Raw genomic sequence first — 20,477 nt, forward strand, 5'->3', positions numbered from 1 at the left:
GGGGCGCCGGGGTGCGGATCTGATTCGACCAAGACCACGTTGGTGCCCTGGCGCAAGTGCGTGCCCTCAGGGATGCGCACCCCGACCTGCATATCTGACGGCGAGAAGATCGTCTTGCGGCGAATCACGATGTCACCGCCACCACCGGAGAACGGAATCACCTGATAATCCACATCATTGGAGGTGTAGGTAGCGCCGCCATCACCCGACCACGCCGCCGCCTGCAGCGTCATCTCACCCGGCAGGTGGATCGCGATATTCTTACCCGCCCAGGTGGTTGGGAAGAAGACACCGTCCTTGGCGAACATCGGCACCGTGAAATTCGACAGCTCACGTGCGGCCGCCAACGGCTGGCCCATGCCGTTGCCCTCGCCCTGAGGGGCACTCGATGAGACTTTGGCCCCGCCAATATTGTTGATGCGCGGCGCATCTTGGGGCATCTCGCGCGGCGCCGGCAGCGGTGCAGGCGTCGGAACCACCGGATCGGCATATGCCCGGCTGGTTGTCATGACCGACCCCTCGGCGGGTATGACAACCAGCCCAACAGCAAGAAGCATCAGCGCAATTCTGAAAACCTTCGTCATCACAGGTCTTTCGGCTCGCCGTAAACGGTTTGAGTGTCGTTGCCGTTCTCGGTACGAATCCGGAACGTGGCGAAGGACTGGATCTTCACCTGACCACCGCAGCCGTCGGCCTCGACGTTCTGGTTACGTACCTGCGAGACCGCGTGCATGTTGCGGAAGTTGATCCGGTCCATTGGCAGCTGAGCCAAGCCACCGGGCTTGAGCAGCACCCGCATGTAGCCACCTATGTGCTCTTGGGCACCCACCGAGGCTCCACCGGAGACGCCACCGAAACCGCCGCCCTGACCCCCACCGCCACCAGACCCGCCCTGGCCGCCGCCATAAGCCCCGCCATAGGCCTGGCCGTTGAGCTGCTGGCTAAGCGTCAACCCGAGGTCACCGCCAAGCTCGACACCCGAGGAGGAGTCGGTGCGGCAGCCCACGAAGTATCCGGTCTCCAGCTGTGCGTCCTGAATGACCGCTGAACCTGCTCCCGAGATCCTGGCCTCCGCGCGGTAGGACACCCGGGCTTGCCACGAGTTGCTCGCACCGGCGATGTTGTCGATGTGATCGATGACCTCATTGGTCATCGTCAACCCGACAGTCCACCCGTCATCGGTCACGAACTGCTGATACTGATCCGGCATCACCTGCGGATCCGCAACCGCACAGGGCGCACCGATCAAGATCACAGCCGCAACTGCCGCCGACGTTGCGACGGTGACGCAGCACTTCGAGCGTCTGCGCGCTAATGAACTAGTCAACCGCGTATCTCCCCGTCTTGGCACAACCGGTGGGTTGGATGCCACGCTTCGCGGCGGCACACGCAGATGTATATCAGTCAACGACTTCTCTAGCAATATTTACTGGAAAAACTATGCATGTAGTGCGGTTACTGGTCAAGGACTGGGGTAGCTTGTCAGGAAGGCGGGAAAGTCGACGAACGGATGGGGTAAATGGCGAGCAAGGACGGCGAGCTGCAGGTTGCTGAGGACATGCGCCATCAGAGCCTGGCAGCTAAGCTCACCAAGTTGTACGAGGTCATGAGTCCTGCGGGCGAACCGCCGTCAGATGCGGCGGTCGCCGACGGAATCTTCGAGAAGACTGGGGTTCAGATGAGTGCGCCGTACCTGTGCCTGTTGCGCACCGGCAAGCGCACCAACCCGACCGTTCAGAATGTGCAGGCCGTCGCCGAGTACTTCGGCGTCCCTGCCTCCTACCTCATTGACACCGGCGGCGACGCCGCGATCGAGTCGGAGCTTGGTCTCGTCAAGGCCATGCGCGACAACGGCATCCGCGATATCGCCACCAGACTGTCCGGGCTGACACCCGAGTCGATCGGAAACCTGGCCGGCATCGTCGATCGCCTGCGCCAGCTGGAAAACCTGCCCCCGATCGGACCCTCAGATGAGACTTCGCCGTAAACGCTTGCAGCACAGCGGCTCAACCGAAGCCGAGATGCGCCAGCTCATCGGGCAGCTGCCCGTACCCGCCCCATGGGACCGGGCGGCATTCGTCCACACGGTCGAACAGCTACGCGGTCGCCGAATCACGCTTCTACCGGTGGACGGTGCATTGCTTGCAGGAAGCGCCTGTGGCCTGTGGCTTGTCCGCGAACACGACGACGTCGTGCTGTATCAAGACGGAACCTCCCGCTTGCACGCCGATCAGATCATCCTGCACGAACTTGGCCACATGCTGCTCGGTCACGACAAGAACGCGAAAACCGATACAGCGCAGATGGTCTCGGCGCTCACGCCCAACCTAGACCCTGCCACCGTCAAAGCCGCCCTTGGCCGCAGCGCCTACAACACCACCGCCGAACACGACGCCGAACTCTTCGCCAGCCTCATCCTCAGTCATACGCCCAAAGATCGGACCCTCACCGAAATCCTCCTGGGGAACGAGTGACCAGCTCGATACCGGGCTTTATCTCTTGGCCAGTCCTAACTCTTTTTGCGTTGGTGCTGGCGTTTCGGCTGCGCTGGCTGGGCACCGGGCTCGCCGCTCGACACCGAAACAGGGCGCTGATCTTCGTTGCCGCCACGCAAGTGTTCACTGAACCGGGTGTGCAGCACCTGCTGGCTGCGGCCATACCGTGCCCTCCGACCACGATGTCCCAAATCCCGTTCGCCCTGCTGCTGTTGATCAGCCCCGAACTCATCGGATTCATCGCCATGATCGACAACACCGACCCGGCCGCCCTCGCCCGCGGCTACCACCAATATCGGATCGCAACCTTTATCACCATCGCGATACTGGGCGTCATCGCCACTGGCCCCCGCGTTCGCCACCAACCCATCGCATTAGCCGGCGACAACTCAGAGGTACTCGCCGCACTCGTGTGGTCGGTCCTATCTGTCACTGCGGCGGCCATGATCTTGCGGCTCCTAGCTACCCGCTTTCGCCGCCCCAACAAAACCGTCGCCGAACGTCTCATCGTGGTCGAACTCATCGGGCTTGCCGGCGCCATCTGCTTACCCGGCCTAGCCATATTCACCCTGGTTCTGCTTGAACGCCTCCAGCTGGCCCACACCCTCCAGGTACGCCAAACGTTCTACTCCCACGCCATCTTCGTAGCACTACTCGCCGTTCTGCCCCTGGCCCTGGGCCCCTGCTTCGTAGCCGCCCAGGCCCTCCTGCACCGCGATACCAACGGCCACACCTGGCGAAAACTCCAACCCCTATGGACCGATCTCACCGCCGCCTACCCCGACACCGTCCTCAACGAGCCACCGCAACAACTCCAGCCAGTCACGGACTTTCAGTTGCACCGCGTCATCATCGAAATCCGGGACGCCCTCTTGCAACTGGCCCCTCACATCACCGAACTAACCCCCACCGACCGACAACAACTCGTCCACGCCTGCCCGCCGAGGATCGACGTCAACCAAAGTGCCCTGCACGCGTTGCAGATAGCCAAAGCAATCGCCCAGCCAGACACCGCCAACCTTGCACCTGCCAGCAGCGCACCCCTATCCGCTACCGCCACCCGCGAAGACGAACTCACCCAACTCATCGACCTCGCTATCTGGTGGCCCACCGTCAAACACGTCGCGGAAGAACAAAGCCAGATCAACCACCCCGTGACCCTGAGTCCCTAGTCTCCGGTTACGGCTCAGAAGTCGCCCGAGAAGTCCGCGGTGAACCAGCGGTCTGGGCGAATCGTGAACAGGACCGTGTCGGCATTGTCATAGGCGCTCGCGAACTCTCGCCCGGCCTCTTCGCCGAAATAGCGGATGGCGATGGCCTCGCGAGCGTCCGAAGGAGCCGGCCGAGCTGTGTCAACGACCGTGCCTTCGACGACTACGTACTGGTACGGCAGCTCTTCACGCTGCACCGTCAAGGTCACCGCCCCGGCCTGCTCGATAAGACGCGCCTTGCGGTTCCCTGCGCTGGTGTTGACTCGGATGTTTCCACCGGGCGCGTAGTCGTACCAGATCGGCACGCTGGCCGGCGGACGATCACCGGCGGCAACTGACAGCACAGCGATGTGCTTGTCCGCGAGAAATTCCTGGCGTTCGGCTTCGGTGAACTGACGTGGCATACCGCGTCAAACCCGCGGATCTGCCGGGCTTATTCCCGAACCGCACATCTCAGGCTCTGATCCCACCGAACAGGTTGTTCAACGCGGCGTCCACAAAATCCTCTGTCAGCGGCTGGTCGGGTATCAGTAGCCGGTGGTAGCAAGCGCCCCACAGTTGGTCCACAACGACCTCCGGGTCCACGTTCGCACCGAGCTGGCCGCGGTCCTGCGCCCGACGTATCGCCGCCACCGCGAGAGCTCGACGGGGACCTGAATACCGTTGCAGAAAGGCCGCTTTGAGTTCCGGATCCACTTGGGCCTGACCAATGAGTTCGCCGATGATTCCGCCCCCAACAGTGTTCCGAATGATGCCAAGGAAAGCGCGCAGTTGGGTGCGGAGGTCACGCTCGATCTCCCCGGTGTCGGGGAACTCCAACTCCGGTTCGACCTTTCGGAAGTAACCGTCGAGCGCAAGAGCCCCCTTGGACGGCCACCACTTGTAGATCGTCATCTTGCTGGCACCGGAAAGGGCAGCGACCTTGTCGATGGTGAATCCGTTCATCCCCTCGGCGAATAGCAGGTCGCCCGCGGCCTGAAGCACTTCTTCGCGCACCTCGTCGGCCGGCCGACGCCCTCGCCGCGGCTGCTTCACCTCATCCCCTGCCGCAGTCACCATCGTCTCCCACTCCTTGCCAACTATGTGTACGTACCGTACATTATGCTATATGTACGATCCGTACACATCATCAAATCGAAGGGCCGCTGATGAAAATTTCGGGCAACACAGTGTTCATCCCAGGGGCCACCAGCGGGATCGGCCTGGAACTCGCGTTGGCCTTGCAGGCCAAGGGCAATACCGTGATAGTCGGCGGCCGCCGCACCGAGCTGTTGGAGCAAATCAGCGCTGAGTACCCCGGCATCTCGGCCGTGCAGATCGACATCGCCGATCCGGCGAGCATTCGCACCGCTGCACAACAGGTACTCGCCGACCATCCCAACGTGAATGTCCTTATCGCGATGGCTGGAATCATGCGCGTCGAGGACTGGCATCACCCAGAGTCGTTCCTTCAGTCGGCCGAGGAAATCGTCACCACGAACGTGCTCGGTCCGATTCGCTTGATCGCCAATTTCATCGAGCACCTACAGGCACAACCCGAAGCCACCATCATCACGGTGTCGTCCGGGTTGGCTTTCGCGCCGCTGAAGGTCACACCCAGCTATAACGCGTCCAAAGCCGCGATCCACATGCTCAGTGAGTCGATCCGGCTGCAGCTCGCGGACACCCGGGTCACGGTCAAGGAACTCCAGCCACCCGCGGTTCGCACAGATCTCATGCCGGGACAGCAAGAAAGTGGCTTCGCGATGCCCCTGAAGGACTTCGTCAACGAAGTGGTTAGCCTGCTGGAGACCCAGCCCGATGCCGCCGAGATTCAGGTAGAGCGGGTGAAGTTCCTACGCTACGGCGAGGCGCGCGGTGACTACGACGAAGTGGTCGCGATGCTCAACGCATCCGACCCCCACGCTCGCCAATAGCCGGTGTCGCACACCTCACCTGGATACCTGGCCTCGCTCTTGCAAAGATTGAGTCGATGACTGACGAGGTGGGTGCAAATACGCCCGGCACCAAGATCGCGCTGGCGCTGGGCGCCGGCGGCGCACGCGGCTATGCCCATATCGGTGTGATCCAAGAGTTGCACGAGCGCGGGTTCCAGATCTCCGGGATCTCGGGCTCGTCAATGGGTGCACTGGTGGGCGGCCTGGAAGCGGCCGGAGCACTCGACGAATTCACCTCGTGGGCAACGTCGCTGACCCAGCGTGCGGTGCTCCGGCTGTTGGACCCGACATGGACCAGCCCCGGCTTCTTCCGCGCCGAGAAGATCCTCGACGTGGTGCGCGAGCTGCTCGGCGACGTCGCGATCGAAGACCTGCCGATCCCGTTCACCGCCGTCGCGACCGACTTGATCGCCGGAAAATCGGTATGGCTACAGCGCGGGTCGTTGTCCTCCGCAATCCGTGCTTCTATCGCGATTCCCGGGATGATCTCTCCGCACGTGCTCGACGGCCGAGTGCTGGCAGACGGCGGCGTTCTGGACCTGATGGCGGTGGCACCCCTGGCCGGGGTACACGCCGAGCTGCGGGTGGCGGTAAGCCTCAGCGGAGGCGACGAATTACGCACTCCGGCGCCGCCCCTTGACCCCGAGCCTCGTGAACCGCGCGTGACGACAGAGTGGTTGAACCGACTGTTGCGGAGCACCTCGGCGCTCTTCGAAACCGATGACACCGAGGCAGCCGGCCAACCAGATCCCGCCGCCAAACTGACGAGCTTCGAAGTGATGAACCGGACCATCGAGGTCATGCAGTCGGCACTTGCCCGCATGCAGCTCGCGGCACACCCGCCGGATGTCCTTATCGAGGTGCCCCGCAGTGTCAGCCGCAGTCTCGACTTTCATCGTGCCACTGAGGTCATCGAGGTCGGGCGCCGTTGTGCCGCTACCGCTCTCGACGCATACGCGAACACCAACTAGCCCGCCGACCGGCACCTGACCCTCCGGTTTATCCACAATCCGCGATCTATCCACAACGATGGTCCTGCACCAGGTGCGGCACAGGGAATTCCGCTACATTCAAACATGTGTTCGATTCGTTGCCTGACGCAGATCTGATCGACGTGGTCACGTCGGCACAGCGTGCCGAGGCGCAGGCATGTGCCCGGCGACTGGACGCGATCGGTGTGCTGGTAGACCGGCGCGCTGACCTCGACAAGCCCGACGAGCGTGACCGTCACCCGTTGGATCGCTGGGATCGGGTTGCTGCCGAAATTGCCGCGGCTCAGGGCATCACGCAGGCATTGGCCTCCAGCCAGATGCGTTACGCCCAGGTTCTGCGGCACCGGCTCAGAGCAGTCGCCGAACGCTTCGCCGCTGGCGATCTCGACTTTCGAACGGTCGCGTTGATCGTCAATCGCACCGAACTCGTCGACGACGACGCGGTGGTGGCTGAAGTAGATGCTGCCATCGTCCAGGCCCTGCCCCGCTGGGCACACTGGTCACACAAACGCATCATCACGGCGCTGGATGCGCTGGTGCTTCGCTTCGATCGGGACGCTGTGCGGCGCAGCAAGTCCGCCAACGAGGGCCGGCATGTCGAGATCCGCCCCCTCGGTAACGGAGAACCGGTCGCCGAAATCTGGGGCACCTTGCAGGCCACCCATGCCGTGGCACTGGACAAGCGCCTCGATCTTTTGGCCGACAGCGTGTGCCCGGCAGACCCACGTACTAAGGCCCAGCGCCGAGCCGATGCCGTAGGCGCATTGACTCGCGGCCTTGACCAGATGCGCTGCACCTGTGGACATCCCGACTGCGCCGGCCGCGATGTCGCCGATGTCGCGGTCCTCGTCAACGTGGTCGTCAATCAATCCACCCTCGACGGCCATGATGATGTACCGGCACATGTTCCGGGCTTCGGGGTGCTAGCCGCCGAGCACGCCCGTGCCGCGGCCGCCGGTGTCCGCACTCGCACGCTCACCGATTCCCGCAGCGCCGGATACCGCCCCTCTAGCGGGCTGGCTGCCTTCGTGCGCTCCCGCGACCAGCTGTGCCGATTCCCCGGCTGCGAAGCCGCCGCCGACCGCACCGATATCGACCACACCGTGCCCTGGGCCTCCGGTGGGCTCACCACCGGCTCCAATCTGAAGGCGTTGTGCCGCAAGCACCATCTCCTGAAGACCTTCGGTAACTGGACCGAGGTCCAAGAACCCGACGGCACCGTGGTGTGGAAGGCGCCCACGGGGCACACCTATGCCACCAGCCCCGCCAGCTGGTTCCTCTTCCCCACCCTTACCCGCCAGCGCACCCGAAAACAGGAACGTGCATGTCGGCGTCAGGCAGAACGAAACCTGAACCACCAAGAACGATTACAACGCGAAGCAGCCCTGGCCACACTCGCCGCCAAAGACCCACCGCCCTTCTAGGCGCTGATCTACTCCGGCCAGCTGTTGGCTCGGATTAGCTCCACCAGATCATCCCGTATGAATGACGGGTCGAAATGCGCGAGCACATCGGCGTTCATGTTGCCGAACGTGCTGCGCGGCCGATGCCGATTGCCCTCGAAGAAGGCCTTCAGAATCCTGTTCTTAAAGTCGGGACGCGGATGAGCGGCAGTCACCGAATCTAAATCTTTGGCAGACAGCGCATTCCGCTCAATACCAACCACGTCCGTCTCGACACCTGCCGTCACCAGAGCCACCTCCGGGCTGAGGAATTCGGGAACCCCGGGCGTGGTGTGCAGCGCGATGGCCAGCCACACGTTCTGGGCGTCCTCGGCGCTCACTCCGCGTTCGGTCAAAAAGTCGCGGGCGGCATTCGCGCCGTCGACCTCGAACCGCAGGTCGGACTGTCGGTATGCATCGGTGAGCCCGATGTCGTGGAACATTGCGCCGGCGTACAGCAGCTCCAGATCTGGTTTCACACCGCGGCGCTGCCCCTGCAGCGCGCCGAAGAGGTACACCCGGCGAGAGTGGTGGAACAGCAGATCGTCCTCGGTATCGCGGATGTACTCGGTGATCTCCCGGACCAGCGGGCTATCGGGGATCTCGATTCCGGCAATCTCAGTCATGGCGTTTCCTCTTTCCTGGGAACTCGGTCACTCCCGAGTCTGTGGCGCACCAGCAGTTTGGCGAGAGGTGCGTATCCGCCGTCCATCCCACAGATCCGGACATGTGTTCGGGCGCGCATCTGCGATCCTGAGAGCATGACCGATGAGCGGCTCGTCACCATCGTGGTGTTCGACGGCATGAAGCTGCTCGACCTGGCCGGGCCTGCCGAAGTGTTCGCGGAGGCCAACCGATTCGGCGCGCACTATCGACTGGTGGTCGCTTCGGTCGATGGCCGTGACGTGGCGACGTCCATCGGATCATCCTTCACGGTAACTGCGACAATCGACTCGATCGAGTCCGCGGACACCGTGCTGGTGGCCGGTGGGGATGTGCTGATCGGCCGACCACTCGACCCCGAGCTCGTAGCCGCCTTAGCCCGGATTCCCTTGCGCTGCCGTCGGATCGCGTCCATCTGTACGGGAGCCTTCCTGTTGGCTCAGGCCGGCGTGCTCGATCGTCGTCGTGCCACGACCCACTGGCGTCACGCGGGTCTGCTGCAACGCGCATACCCGAACGTCACCGTCGATCCCGACGCAATCTTCGTCAGGGACGCAAATGTTTTCACCTCTGCCGGGGTGTCCGCGGGTATCGACTTGGCGCTGGCATTGGTGGAGGATGACTACGGATCAGACATCGTCCGGGAGGTAGCGCGGTCGCTGGTCGTCTATCTCAAACGCGCGGGTGGCCAGTCCCAGTTCTCCGTCCTTGTGGAATCCGCACCGCCCGCCGGTTCCACGCTTCGTCCGGCAACCGACGCGATAGCCGCCGACCCCGCCGCCAATCACAGCGTCGCCAAGCTCGCCTCGCGGGCGGCGCTGAGCACCCGCCAGCTCACTCGGCTCTTTCACACTGAATTAGGTTCTACCCCAGCACGATACGTGGAGATCGTTCGAATCGATGCAGCCCGCGGCGCCCTGGACGCGGGAAGCACGGTCGCCGAAGCCGCACGGATCGCCGGGTTCGGGAGCCCCGAAACGCTGCGTCGGGTCTTCATCAACGAGCTGGGCGTCTCACCGAAGACCTATCGCGACCGATTCCGCACCGCCGCGCGCTAGTGGCCGCGCGCCACCCAATCGTCGTAGTGCACGATTTCGTCGCCGACAGTGGTCGTGTCACCATGCCCGGTGTAGACCACCGTGTCTGCGGGCAGCGGCCCGAGCCGTCCCGAAATAGACTGCAGAATCGTTGGGAAATCGGAGAACGACCTGCCGGTGGCACCCGGTCCACCCTGAAAAAGGGTATCGCCTGAGAACACCGCACGCAGGTCGGGCGCGTACCAGCACACCGAGCCCGGGGAATGTCCCGGTGTGTGCAGGGCGTGCAGTTCCAGACCGCCCACCCTCAGCACCACGCCATCCTCGACACTTCGGAACTCCTTGTCCGGGTGCGTCATTCGCCACAGCATGTCATCTGCCGGGTGTAGTAGCACCGGCGCATCCAGAGCCCGGCCCAACTCGGGGGCGACGGTGATGTGGTCATTGTGACCATGAGTGCACACCACCGCGATCACGTTGCGGCCGCCTACCGCCTCGATGATCGGCTGAGCCGAATGAGCGGCGTCGAAGACCACCACGTCGTCGCCGTCGCCGACCAGCCAAATGTTGTTCTCGACTTCCCAACTGCCGCCGTCGAGCTCAAAAGTTCCGCTGGTAACGAGCCGCTCAATGTCACTCATCCATCGACCTTTCGCATCGCCTCAGTATTGCGGATCGCCCCAACACCGTTCGATCGCGCGCCAAGGATCGGCGAACCGCCCACCCATCCCGCGGTACGGCGACTGGGTTTTGAGCACGGTCCGCACGATGGGCGCTGCCAGCCGCAGCGGCCCGCGCCTCCACCCCACCGCGGCGCTGGTCTCGGCGTGCATCGCAGGCAACGCATGCCTCTGGAAGTCGAGGACCTGCTGGGAGCGTCCGGTATCCATCCAATCGGTGACGAACCAGCTGCGGTCATCGTCGGGATCGCCCGGTCGTCCTATCGGAATGCCGCCGGCAAGCCCCATGGCCGCGGCCGTTTCCGCTGCGACGGCCGACTGCGTGGTGCGATGGGAACTGTCACCGCCGATGAGGAAGACCTCATCTACGTGGCTTGTCGTGATCGCGGCACAGAAGGCACGCGCGACGTCGCGCACATCGACGGTCTGGATCCGCCCGTCCGACGGAAGTACTGCTTCGAATCGCAGCAGGTTGGGATCGATGCTCCAACGAGGAGCAGCCGTAAGCACCCCACCGAGCCGGAGCACTACCCATTCGAGACTCGAGGACTTCACGAGGTTTTCCGCCGCTACCTTGTGGGCGCCGTACAGGTCGCTCGGATTGACCGGTGTGCCCGCGGTGAGCAATCCCTGGTCGCGATATCGGTTCCGGGCGCCGTACACGGCAACGCTGGAGGCTAGGACGAACCGCGGTGGCGACGCCAGGTCCGCGGCCGCAGCGAGCAGGGAACCCGTCGCCTCGACATTGACCGCCTGCGCCAACGGCCGATTCGCGTAACAGAACGGCGGAATCAACGCGGCCAGGTGAACAATCGCGGCGGGCGTAGTGGACGCGACCAACGACGTAACCTCCGTGGCGGACGTGAGGTCCGCCCACCGAACCTGCACCTCGGGCGGAAGACCCTGTGCACTTGCGAGGTTCGCCGGGGTGCGCAGGTCCGTGGCAACCACCGCGTAACCCTGTGCCGCGAGAACCGCCACCACAGCAGACCCGACCAACCCGAACGCGCCGGTCACCACAACACGATCGCTGGTCACATCAACCTCCAAATAGACAGGTGTCTAGCCAGCTAGCCGACGCCGAATCGAGCCCACAGTGAGACTGAATGCCGATTTGTCAGCAGTTTCGACGGAATTAGCCGCCCGTGGCCGCTCCAGACTGACACGCTTACCGCGTCTACTGTCCCGGAAAACCAGACACCTGTCCAGAACGACTTTTCAGATGTTCCGGTGCGAGAGCCTCGGCAAGCGTGCCGCTTCAGCTCGCTAGTGTCGTTTCATGACAACGGCGTTCGTGTTGTCCGGTGGCGCCAGCCTCGGGTCCATCCAAGTGGGGATGCTGCTGGCGATGGCCGAGGCCGGTATCCGCCCCGACCTGATCGTCGGAACTTCGGTGGGTGCCCTCAACGGCGGCTGGGTAGCCGCGCGGTCCGACACCGACGGTATCGATGCACTGGCGGCGGTATGGCGAGCGCTATCCCGCAACGATGTCTTCCCCACCAGTCTGTCGACGGGGTTCTTGGGGTTTATAGGCCGTCGCCGCAGCCTGGTGTCGGACTCGGGTTTACGCCGGCTGCTGCGGACACACTTGCGGTTCGCCAGGCTCGAAGACGCTCCCACCCCGCTGCACGTCGTCGCCACCGACGTGCTGACCGGACAGGACGTGCTGCTGTCCCGTGGTAACCCGATCGACGCCATCGCGGCCAGCGCCGCGGTTCCGTCGATCCTGCCACCAGTCACGATCGACGGACGAGATCTCATGGACGGCGGCATCGTCAACAACACCCCGCTCTCGCACGCCGTCGCGTTGGGCGCCACCGAAATCTGGGTGCTGCCCACCGGATATGCGTGCGCACTATCCGAACCCCCAAGGGGGGCAATGGCTATGGTGCTTCATGCGCTGACTCTCGCCATCAATCAACGACTGACGGCCGATGTCATCCGGTTCGAGAGCACAGTCGACCTACGGGTGGTCCCGCCGCTATGCCCGGTCCGTACCTCACCGGCGGATTTCTCTCATTCGGCTGAGCTGATCGGCCGCGCCCACGAGCAGACACGCAGGTGGTTGAGTATGCCCCGGTACAGAATCAATCAGGCAGATCTGCTGGAACATCACCACGAGTAAGCGTTCCCACCTGTAATACTGGCGCCGTGGCGGTCGACGACACCCAGGAAAAAGGCAGCCAACCCGGCTCTCGCACGGGGCGTGAGCGCATCCAGAAGCTCGCCCGAGCGGCGCTGAACGCCGACGTCACCGTGGAACAACTCGACACCGTGCTGACCGATATGTCCGCTGTTCTCGTCGATATGAACGAGACACTCGGCGTCATCGGTGAACTCACGCCACGGATGATGCTCGTCGTCGAGCGGATGGAGAACGTCATGACCCGCGTCGAGCGCATCGTCGGCCTCGCCGAGTCGGTGCTCACCCCGGTGGTCGTCACCGAATCGGCGGTCCGCGGTGTCATCGTGTCATTCCAGAACGAGATCAAGCGGCGTCTGAACCCATCGCGCTGACTAGTGTGACGACATGGAGCTCTACGACGTCATGCGCACGACATTCGCGGCACGCGAGTTCACCGGGGAACCACTGCCCGACAAGGTCTTAGACCGCATCCTGGACAACGCGCGGTTCGCACCGAGCGGGGGCAACCGACAGGCAGGTCACATCATCGTGGTCCGAGACCACGGGACGCGTGAGGCTCTCGCCGAGGCGACCAAGCCGGGCGCGCAGCGCTACTACGCACAGATCATGGCGGGTGAGACACCGTGGAATCCGGTCATCCCCACACAGGTTGCCCCGGAGACCATCGCGGCGACCACGGTCCCCGAGTCGGTCGTCGAACCGCTGCGCACCGCGTCCGTGGTCCTTGTCGTATGCCTGGACCTGCGTCTCGTCGCCGCGGCTGATCAGGATCTGGATCGTGTCGGCGTGATCAGCGGAGCGTCGATCTATCCGCTGGTCTGGAACATTCTGCTGGCCGCGCGCGCGGAGGGCTTCGGCGGAACCCTCACCACGATGGCCGTGGCACAGGAGCCCAAAGTGCGTGAACTGCTGGGCATTCCCGATACGTATGCGGTGGCCGCGGTGCTACCCATCGGCAAGCCGGTCAAGCAACTGACCAGGCTGAGACGCAACAACATCGACGAGTTCGTCACCCTCGAACGCTTCGACGGGGACCCTTTCTCGCCTGCGAACGACTGAATGTGCCCGCCGGCTGTGACCAGGGGAACCCGGAGGCATCACTCCTGACGGCGTGAATATGCGACGTCACACTGATTTCCCCTGGCAGCCTGGTGTTTGATCGAATAGACGCGTCAGTCCGCGATCTGAAACGAGCAACCCATGGACGCACAGGACGAACCGGGCACCACGCCGGACGAATCGGATATCGCCCTACCCGAGAAGCCGGGCGACGAATCTCTCCAGGATCCGCCGGACGCCGAGACGGAGACCGAGACCACCCCGGCGCTCATCACCGCTGCCGGGTTGGGTGTGGACGGCGAGCACGGACCGCTCTTCGCCGATATCGATCTGGAGCTCACGTCCGGGTTTCACGCCATCCAAATGCCCGGCGGACCCGGACAGCACACGCTGCTGCTGGCACTGGCCGGCCGGCTCAAGCCCAGCCACGGCACCGTCACCGTGATGGGCGACACCGACCCCCGTGCGATTCGCCGGCACTGCGCCATCGCCGCGTTCGCCGATATCGACGAGCTGGAAGAGACCGTGACCGTCCAGACCGTGCTCGCCGAACAGGTCCGCTGGCTGGCACCGTGGTTCTCGCGAGTCCCGGCCGACACCGGACGCGACAAACTGGCCGAGGTGTTCGGTGAGCTCCCGCCACCGTCGGGAGGCACCTACATCGTCGAACTCTCCGATCTCGAGCTGTTCCTGCTGAGGATCACGTTGGCGCTGCTCTCGGAGCGCCCGATCCTCGTTGTGGGGGACCTCGAACAGGTCCGGGACAACCTGCGGCGCACGACGGCCGTCGAACGGCTGGGCATCATCGCCGAACAACGCACCGTCATCGTCGGGGTGACCAACCCGCTGGGCACCGACGCACCCATCCACGACTTGCACGATCACCGGATATTGACCGGGAAGGAATGACCATGCTCGCTGGACTTGCATTCGGTTCGGAGATCAAGCGTTTCGGCCGTAGCCGAATGACCCGCGCCGCCATCGTGGTGCTCATGCTGCTGCCGTTGGTGTACGGCGCGCTGTACCTGTGGGCGTATTGGGATCCCTTCGGCCACGTCAACAAGATGCCCGTGGCACTGGTCAACGCCGATAAGGGCGCCGTCGTCTCCGGCCAACAGGTGAACATCGGCGAGGAGATCTCCAAGAGCCTCACCGCCGACGGCAGCATGGACTGGCACGTCGTCAACCTCGACGAGGCACGCAACGGGGTGGACCACGGCACGTACTACTTCATGTTGGAGTTGCCTCCCGATTTCAGCGAGGCCATCGCGTCACCGCTGACCGGACAACCGAAACAGGCCAACTTGGTCGCCGTCTACAACGACGCAAACAACTACATCTCGTCGAGTATCGGCCGCACCGCCATCGACCAGGTGCTCAACGCCGTTTCGACGCGGATCTCCGGCCAGGCCGTTAATCAGGTTCTTTCCGTGGTGGTTTCGTCGGGTGCGGGTATCCAACAGGCAGCCGACGGTGCCCAACAACTAGCCGATGGCGCGGCCAAGGTTGACGACGGCGCGGGGCAGCTGGCCACCGGGCTGCACACGGCCCGGCCCGGGTCCGCGCAATTGGCCACCGGCGCCAAGCAGCTGTCCGACGGCATCAACCAGGCCACCGATCCCTTACTGACGGTGACCAAGGCGGTCGCGACAATCGGCGGAAGCACCGACAAACTACAGCAGGGGACGGAGGCACTCCGGCAGGCCAACGACCAGATCAATGGCATCTCAAAGGCACAGGACACCGCCGCGAACTCGCTCACGTCCGTCATCGATCAGCTTGCGGCACGCCAAGATCCGGCCGCGAACACCCTGCGCGATATTCAGGACCAGCTTCGCGGGCATCAGTTCTCGCCACAGATCCGTCAGCAGCTCACCGACGCGGAGAATGCGGCCATCGCGATGACGGAGACGCTGGGCCCCGGTAGCCCACTGCGATCCGCGCTGGACCGCGTCGGCGGTAAGGGGCAGGACCTCACCAACAAGCTCACCCAGATGCGTAGCGGGGCGCAGCAGCTCGCCACCGGAAACGCGCAACTGGCCAGCGGTATCGCCCAAATGGATGACGGTGCGCAACAACTGAAATCGGGTACCGCGCAACTGCGATCCGGGTCGGCCGAATTGGCGACCAAGCTCGCCGACGGGGCCAAGCAGGCGCCCCACTGGAGCACTCAACAAAAGGACGCCATCGCCGATACCATCGGCGGCCCCGTCCATTTGGAGACCTCACACGAGAATGCCGCACCAAACTTCGGGACCGGCATGGCACCGTTCTTCCTCACGCTCGCGTTGTTCTTCGGAGCATTGGTGCTGTGGATGATCTTGCGGCCCCTGCAAACCCGCGCGATCGCCGCGGAGGTGCTGCCCCTACGGGTGGCGCTGTCCAGCTATCTACCCGCCGCCGTGATCGGAATCTTCCAGGCGGTCATCCTGTACTGCGTGGTGCGGTTCGGCCTCGGAATGCAGGCCGCACATCCCGTCGCCATGCTGGCGTTCATGGTGCTGATCTCGTTCGCTTTCGTCGCCGCGACGCAGGCCATCAACGCGCTCGTCGGCCCGGCAGTGGGTCGCGTCCTCATCATGGCGCTGCTCATGCTGCAGCTAGTGAGTGCCGGCGGCATGTACCCCGTGGAAACCACCTCGAAACCGTTCCAGATCCTTCACAAGTACGACCCGATGACATACGGGGTCAACGGGTTACGTCAGCTGATCTTGGGTGGTATCGATGGCCGGTTGTGGCAGGCGGCAATCACACTGCTCTGTATCGCGCTGGGTGGGCTCCTGATCACGAGCCTGTCGGCTCGGCGCAATCAACTGTGGAATCTGACGAGGCTGCTGCCGTCGATCAAGATGTGAGCACTACTACATGTCCCTACAGCTGCCGCCACACACCGTGCTCACCGTGAAGGACTCCTGATGGTGCCCTTCACGCGGCGCACCATGCTCAAGGTGGGTCTGACCGCGCTACTTATCCCCGCCGCGCTCTCGGGGTGCGGGCGCCGTGCGGCCGACCGGTCATTCGAGGATTGGCGCCGCGAGTTCGAATCGAGGATCCAGGACCGCATGCGGGCGTGCTCAGCGCGGACCATAGCCGTGCAGTCGTACTACTGATGAACATCGACGGAACCGAGGCCACCGGCGAGTTCCGTAGCTCCGTCATCGAGGATCTCCTCGTCGGCACGGAACTTATGAAGTAACCGTGACTGTTTCAGACACATGGCGGGTGCGGGCGACAACGCCGGCTGCCGCCCCCACACTCGCCGCCGCGACAACGAGACACAGGACGGTGTACCAGAGACTTCCGATCGGATCGCCGTTGGAGGTAAGTCCATTCGTCGCGCCGAAGTAGTCGGACAGTGCGGTCGCCCACAGCACCGTCATCACCGCCAGGTAGATCGCGGCGTAGATGAGGATGGCCGGATGGGTGGTGTAACGGTCCGTGCCGCCACGGCGAACACCGAGCCATTGTTTGATGAGTACGGGTGCAGCCACCGCCACCACGGCGATCAGCTCCAGCGCATAGACGACACCGACCGCGGTGGTGCTACCCGATACGGCCCCCGCGATGGTGGCGGGCAGTGGCAAGACTGCGGTTCCGATCGAAGCCATTACACCGATAACGACTGTGCGCCAGAGCAGTTGGCCACCGCTGAAGGTGCGGCCATCATCGACCTGGCGGCCGACGAACAGCTGCACACAGAATGCCAGCGACATCGGCCACAGCGCGGCGAAGACGACCACACTGCCCATCGGCACCGAGTCGAAGAACGGCTTGTTCATCGGGTTGTCCAGAGTCCATTCCCACCATCGCAATTGCGGTCCGAGATGGTCGAAGATCTCATAGAACACGTGGTGTACCAGGCCGACACAGGTCGCCCCTACCAGGACTCCGTAGCGGCGGAAGACTCCCAGCGTCCGCACGATCTCGAAGGCCACGGTGGCCATCATCGGGTAGATCGCGATGATGTACAGCGGCAACCGGCCCCAAAGAAAGTCCACGGTAAATACGTTGTGCGCGAACATCGTGTCGACATGCTCGCTGATGCCGAACGGCCCGGGAAAGTACAGCGGCGGTTCGATGATCAACAGATAGGCGATCGCCCCGAACCAGACCACGATGTTGGTCGGATCATTGTGGCGGCGCAGCCGGACGATCGCGTACACCAGCGCCAAAACGGCACCGGCGATCACGGTCAGCTCCAGGACAGGCAGCGTCCAGTTCTCTAGAGAGAACGGACTGCGAAACGCGACGAGCCCTCCCGCTGTGTCACAAGAGAACCCAAGGCGGGACGCGAGATCGGCGAATGTCGGTGCACACAGATCAGACATGCTCAGACTCCCACCTGTGCTGATTGATTGGCCGTGTACCACTGGGTGACTTCGTACCCGGCCTCATAGCGCGCGAACCACTCGTCGGCCAGGACGGGCAGCTTCTCATGTGCCGGATTGTGCCCAGGGATCTGACTGCGCACCGCGCCCGACAGCGCGACTATCACCTCTCGCACCGGCAGGTGGCTGAATGCGTTCTCGACGGGCCCGTCATTAGGCGCATCTCCAAACGGGAGGCGTTGCAGCAACGCCTTTTTGCGGGCCTGCATGCCGAACATCGACAGGGCGTCTACCTTGCGGTCTTCGAGGGGAACATGCTTGTTGAACCCTTCACACGCGATGCGCAGCACCGCCCACACATGTTTGAAGATCGACGGAGCCATACGCATTCGGTACCAGGGATCGTCGGCCACCGCGTCGTAGATGATCAGCGCCGAGCTTCGGTGTTCGACCTCCTCGACGAAATGCCACAGGAACAACGAGGCGACGCGATCGTCTCCCGGCGCGAACAGGGTGTCGTCATGGTCGAGCATCAGCTTGAAGACCGGCGTGAAGGTGGCTTCCAGATCCGCGGTGTACGCCAACCGGTATTTCAGCGGCGTTTTGGCGGTCAGGTCATCGAACGACGCGATGACCTCGTCGAGGGTCTCCTTGAGTCCCGGGTAACTCTTGATCAGACCTTTAGCGTGCTGCCGATGCCCCATGGAGTGCTGCCCCTCTTGCCGGACAAAGGCCTCAGCCTCCTCTGCAATCTTGGGGTCGGAGATCAGCGGGATGGCCTCGGGGATCATCTGGCCGATCATCTTCTCGAAGGCGATCGCAAGGAAGGACACCGCGTTGGCCATGCTCGAAAACGCGGGGTTGGACTCGTTCCACAGGAACGGGACGTGATGGTCGGCGAACGCAAACCGCAGCTTGCGCACGATGAGTTCCGTCATGGAGGCACCTCGCTTATTTCAGAACATACAATAAGACGCATTATCGTCTTTCTGTATGATTACTTGAACGAGCGAGCTATGTCAACGGCGATATGCTGCAGAGATGCCGGCGGCCGGGGGACTCAACGATGGCGCGTAGACGGGGATGGGACGGACAACCGCCCAGTACAGATGACGAAGCAACCCGGCGGATTGTCGCCGCGGCCGTGAAGTTGATCGGTGAGACCGGATCGGGAGTCAGCCTCGCCGAGGTCGCGGCCGAGCTCGGCATCATCCGCCAAACCGTCTATCGATACTTCCCCACCACCGACGCACTCATGCATGCCGCGGCGATCGCCTCAGTCGACGGATTCCTCGACCGACTGACCGACGTCGTGCGTGGCATTACCGATCCCGCCGATGCGCTCACCGAAGGCGTGCTCTTCACCCTCGAAGAGGTCGCCCGCACACCGCATTTGGGCATCATGATGTCTGAGCCGTACGCACACTCGCACACGAGCGATATGACCTCCGACGAGGCCCAGGCGTTCGGTCTGCGCATGCTCAGCAGGTTCGACGTGGACTGGGACCACTATGGCTACGACGACGCGGCCAAAGACGGTCTGGTGGAGTTCGCACTACGAATCATGCTGTCGTTCTTCGTCTCCCCCAATGAGCCGACCCGCTCCCGCGATGAGCTGCGTCAATTCCTCAAGCGCTGGCTCGGCGGAGCCATCCTGGCGCAAAAGGGCAATACCTGAGCGGCGTCACCGTCACCGCCGAGTAGGTCACCGAACAAGGCCCCACTGACCGAAGTCGGCGGCAAGCACCTCATCCACGTCGACATGAACATCGTCGATCACGACACCTGGATCTGAGGCGGTCACTACTTCGGATTGATAGAGCACCGCCGCCGGTTCCCGCTCACCGCGCGACCAGGCCTTGGTCTGCCACGCCCAGTGATAACCCGATGTGGTCGAGTGCCCGATGACCCCGTCATCGATCGCCCAGGCGCACGCACGGTTATGCCCGTAGATACCGGTCCGGGCGGCACCCAACACCGAGTTGATGCCCCGAAACCACTGAACCGCAGTGCTTTTCCATGCTTTGGCGTCCACATCCTCGTCGACACTGAAGAAGATGGGCGCCGTATCCGGGCCGCCGGCCGCGGCGTGCAGCCGCAGCGCGGTCCGCCCATCGGCAACGCCACCGTCGTATCCGCGAGTGAAGTCGGACGGTGTCGGCCAGCCGGGCTTCCCGAACTGGTAACAGCTCACGACATGTAGACCGACCGCACGCAGGGCGTCGGTGTACTCGCGAGTGACCGGTTTGAAATCGAACGTGGCACCTGGCCGTAGCTCGGACACATAAACCAGTGCCCCGTCAAAGCCTGCCGCCTTGATCGACTCGGGCTTGACCAGCCGCTCTGTGAAGTCGATAAGCCGCAGGTTGGCGGCATGGACCTTCGGCGCGGTCGCCACCGAGATGCCCGCACCGGCGAGCACCGGGGCGATGGTCAACAATCTAAGAACTTCGCGTCGTGAAACGGAATCCGTCACGACCGGTAAGC

Annotated in this window: 23 protein-coding genes and 1 pseudogene; 14 read left to right on the forward strand and 10 right to left on the reverse strand. The window is 63.4% G+C overall.

The genetic code is table 11. From position 1 onward, the window contains the following. Both AB0H22_RS21360 and AB0H22_RS21365 read right to left on the reverse strand, forming a co-directional pair. Positions 1 to 584, reverse strand: a pseudogene (locus AB0H22_RS21360) (hypothetical protein); the annotation flags it as partial. Continuing rightward, positions 584 to 1,210: an MspA family porin gene (locus tag AB0H22_RS21365; RefSeq protein ID WP_358149021.1), complete on the reverse strand. Its 627-nt coding sequence runs from the start codon at positions 1,208 to 1,210 to the stop codon at positions 584 to 586. The pseudogene AB0H22_RS21360 and the gene AB0H22_RS21365, both read right to left, overlap by 1 nt. A gap of 309 nt (positions 1,211 to 1,519) precedes the next feature. Here AB0H22_RS21365 and AB0H22_RS21370 point away from each other — a divergent pair, with 309 nt between their 5' ends. The 3 genes from AB0H22_RS21370 to AB0H22_RS21380 are packed head-to-tail and all read left to right on the forward strand — an operon-like array spanning position 1,520 to position 3,667. After that, complete coding sequence (locus tag AB0H22_RS21370; RefSeq protein WP_358148794.1) at positions 1,520 to 1,987, forward strand: XRE family transcriptional regulator; 468 nt, start codon at positions 1,520 to 1,522, stop codon at positions 1,985 to 1,987. Positions 1,988 to 2,021: 34 nt separating this feature from the next. Next, the gene (locus tag AB0H22_RS21375) at positions 2,022 to 2,474 is read left to right on the forward strand and encodes a regulator (RefSeq protein WP_358149024.1); all 453 of its coding nucleotides are present in this window, start codon (positions 2,022 to 2,024) and stop codon (positions 2,472 to 2,474) included. Beyond that, a complete protein-coding gene (locus AB0H22_RS21380) occupies positions 2,471 to 3,667 on the forward strand; it encodes an MAB_1171c family putative transporter (protein WP_358148796.1) in 1,197 nt (398 codons plus the stop codon). The genes AB0H22_RS21375 and AB0H22_RS21380 overlap by 4 nt, the downstream gene beginning before the upstream one ends. Before the next feature lie 14 nt (positions 3,668 to 3,681). Here the strand turns inward: AB0H22_RS21380 and AB0H22_RS21385 are convergent, their stop codons facing one another. Beyond that, entirely contained in the window at positions 3,682 to 4,110 is a 429-nt protein-coding gene (locus tag AB0H22_RS21385) for a pyridoxamine 5'-phosphate oxidase family protein (RefSeq protein ID WP_358148798.1), read from the reverse strand. A 49-nt stretch (positions 4,111 to 4,159) separates the two neighbouring features. Continuing rightward, positions 4,160 to 4,702: a TetR/AcrR family transcriptional regulator C-terminal ligand-binding domain-containing protein gene (locus AB0H22_RS21390; RefSeq protein ID WP_358149026.1), complete on the reverse strand. Its 543-nt coding sequence runs from the start codon at positions 4,700 to 4,702 to the stop codon at positions 4,160 to 4,162. Positions 4,703 to 4,854: 152 nt separating this feature from the next. On the opposite strand from AB0H22_RS21390, the gene AB0H22_RS21395 reads away from it, so the two are divergent. The 3 genes from AB0H22_RS21395 to AB0H22_RS21405 all read left to right on the forward strand — a co-directional run bounded on the left by AB0H22_RS21395 (position 4,855) and on the right by AB0H22_RS21405 (position 8,059). Next, positions 4,855 to 5,622, forward strand: coding sequence for an SDR family NAD(P)-dependent oxidoreductase (locus AB0H22_RS21395; protein WP_358148800.1), 768 nt, complete (start codon positions 4,855 to 4,857; stop codon positions 5,620 to 5,622). A gap of 56 nt (positions 5,623 to 5,678) precedes the next feature. Continuing rightward, a complete protein-coding gene (locus AB0H22_RS21400; protein WP_180749481.1) occupies positions 5,679 to 6,614 on the forward strand; it encodes a patatin-like phospholipase family protein in 936 nt (311 codons plus the stop codon). A gap of 107 nt (positions 6,615 to 6,721) precedes the next feature. Continuing rightward, positions 6,722 to 8,059 carry a DUF222 domain-containing protein gene (locus AB0H22_RS21405; RefSeq protein ID WP_358148802.1) on the forward strand — a complete coding sequence of 446 codons (1,338 nt, stop codon included), beginning with the start codon at positions 6,722 to 6,724 and terminating at the stop codon, positions 8,057 to 8,059. Positions 8,060 to 8,067: 8 nt separating this feature from the next. On the opposite strand, the gene AB0H22_RS21410 is transcribed toward AB0H22_RS21405, so the two are convergent. After that, entirely contained in the window at positions 8,068 to 8,703 is a 636-nt protein-coding gene (locus tag AB0H22_RS21410; protein ID WP_358148804.1) for an HD domain-containing protein, read from the reverse strand. Positions 8,704 to 8,838: 135 nt separating this feature from the next. Between AB0H22_RS21410 and AB0H22_RS21415 the strand changes: the two genes are divergently transcribed. Beyond that, on the forward strand, positions 8,839 to 9,798 hold the full coding sequence (locus AB0H22_RS21415) for a DJ-1/PfpI family protein (protein ID WP_358148806.1): 960 nt from the start codon (positions 8,839 to 8,841) through the stop codon (positions 9,796 to 9,798). Here the strand turns inward: AB0H22_RS21415 and AB0H22_RS21420 are convergent. After that, positions 9,795 to 10,418 carry an MBL fold metallo-hydrolase gene (locus AB0H22_RS21420; protein ID WP_358148808.1) on the reverse strand — a complete coding sequence of 208 codons (624 nt, stop codon included), beginning with the start codon at positions 10,416 to 10,418 and terminating at the stop codon, positions 9,795 to 9,797. The two genes, AB0H22_RS21415 and AB0H22_RS21420, sit on opposite strands and share 4 nt — an antisense overlap. Positions 10,419 to 10,439: 21 nt before the next feature. Beyond that, a complete protein-coding gene (locus AB0H22_RS21425; protein ID WP_358148810.1) occupies positions 10,440 to 11,495 on the reverse strand; it encodes an NAD-dependent epimerase/dehydratase family protein in 1,056 nt (351 codons plus the stop codon). Between the two features lie 241 nt (positions 11,496 to 11,736). On the opposite strand from AB0H22_RS21425, the gene AB0H22_RS21430 reads away from it, so the two are divergent. The 6 genes from AB0H22_RS21430 (at position 11,737) to AB0H22_RS21455 (ending at position 16,772) form a co-directional block, all read left to right on the forward strand. Continuing rightward, a complete protein-coding gene (locus AB0H22_RS21430) occupies positions 11,737 to 12,582 on the forward strand; it encodes a patatin-like phospholipase family protein (protein WP_358148812.1) in 846 nt (281 codons plus the stop codon). Between the two features lie 26 nt (positions 12,583 to 12,608). After that, the gene (locus AB0H22_RS21435; protein WP_358148814.1) at positions 12,609 to 12,974 is read left to right on the forward strand and encodes an ATPase; all 366 of its coding nucleotides are present in this window, start codon (positions 12,609 to 12,611) and stop codon (positions 12,972 to 12,974) included. Between the two features lie 13 nt (positions 12,975 to 12,987). After that, entirely contained in the window at positions 12,988 to 13,662 is a 675-nt protein-coding gene (locus AB0H22_RS21440) for a nitroreductase family protein (protein ID WP_358148816.1), read from the forward strand. 141 nt (positions 13,663 to 13,803) lie between these two features. Then, positions 13,804 to 14,571 carry a hypothetical protein gene (locus AB0H22_RS21445; RefSeq protein WP_358148818.1) on the forward strand — a complete coding sequence of 256 codons (768 nt, stop codon included), beginning with the start codon at positions 13,804 to 13,806 and terminating at the stop codon, positions 14,569 to 14,571. 2 nt (positions 14,572 to 14,573) lie between these two features. Further along, a complete protein-coding gene (locus AB0H22_RS21450) occupies positions 14,574 to 16,517 on the forward strand; it encodes a YhgE/Pip domain-containing protein (protein WP_358148820.1) in 1,944 nt (647 codons plus the stop codon). Between the two features lie 60 nt (positions 16,518 to 16,577). After that, positions 16,578 to 16,772, forward strand: a complete 195-nt coding sequence (locus AB0H22_RS21455) for a hypothetical protein (RefSeq protein WP_358148822.1) — start codon at positions 16,578 to 16,580, stop codon at positions 16,770 to 16,772. 75 nt (positions 16,773 to 16,847) lie between these two features. Here AB0H22_RS21455 and AB0H22_RS21460 read toward each other — a convergent pair whose 3' ends face one another. Further along, positions 16,848 to 17,990 (reverse strand): hypothetical protein, encoded by a 1,143-nt coding sequence (locus AB0H22_RS21460; RefSeq protein WP_358148824.1) that lies wholly within the window; start codon positions 17,988 to 17,990, stop codon positions 16,848 to 16,850. Between the two features lie 2 nt (positions 17,991 to 17,992). Then, on the reverse strand, positions 17,993 to 18,928 hold the full coding sequence (locus AB0H22_RS21465; protein WP_358148826.1) for a metal-dependent hydrolase: 936 nt from the start codon (positions 18,926 to 18,928) through the stop codon (positions 17,993 to 17,995). A 128-nt stretch (positions 18,929 to 19,056) separates the two neighbouring features. On the opposite strand from AB0H22_RS21465, the gene AB0H22_RS21470 reads away from it, so the two are divergent. Further along, the gene (locus AB0H22_RS21470) at positions 19,057 to 19,668 is read left to right on the forward strand and encodes a TetR/AcrR family transcriptional regulator (RefSeq protein ID WP_358148828.1); all 612 of its coding nucleotides are present in this window, start codon (positions 19,057 to 19,059) and stop codon (positions 19,666 to 19,668) included. Positions 19,669 to 19,695: 27 nt separating this feature from the next. Here the strand turns inward: AB0H22_RS21470 and AB0H22_RS21475 are convergent, their stop codons facing one another. Next, a complete protein-coding gene (locus AB0H22_RS21475) occupies positions 19,696 to 20,466 on the reverse strand; it encodes a DUF1906 domain-containing protein (protein WP_358148830.1) in 771 nt (256 codons plus the stop codon). Positions 20,467 to 20,477: the final 11 nt, after the last annotated feature.

The sequence above is a fragment of the Mycobacterium sp. NPDC050853 genome, from assembly GCF_040653875.1.
GTDB lineage: Bacteria > Actinomycetota > Actinomycetes > Mycobacteriales > Mycobacteriaceae > Mycobacterium.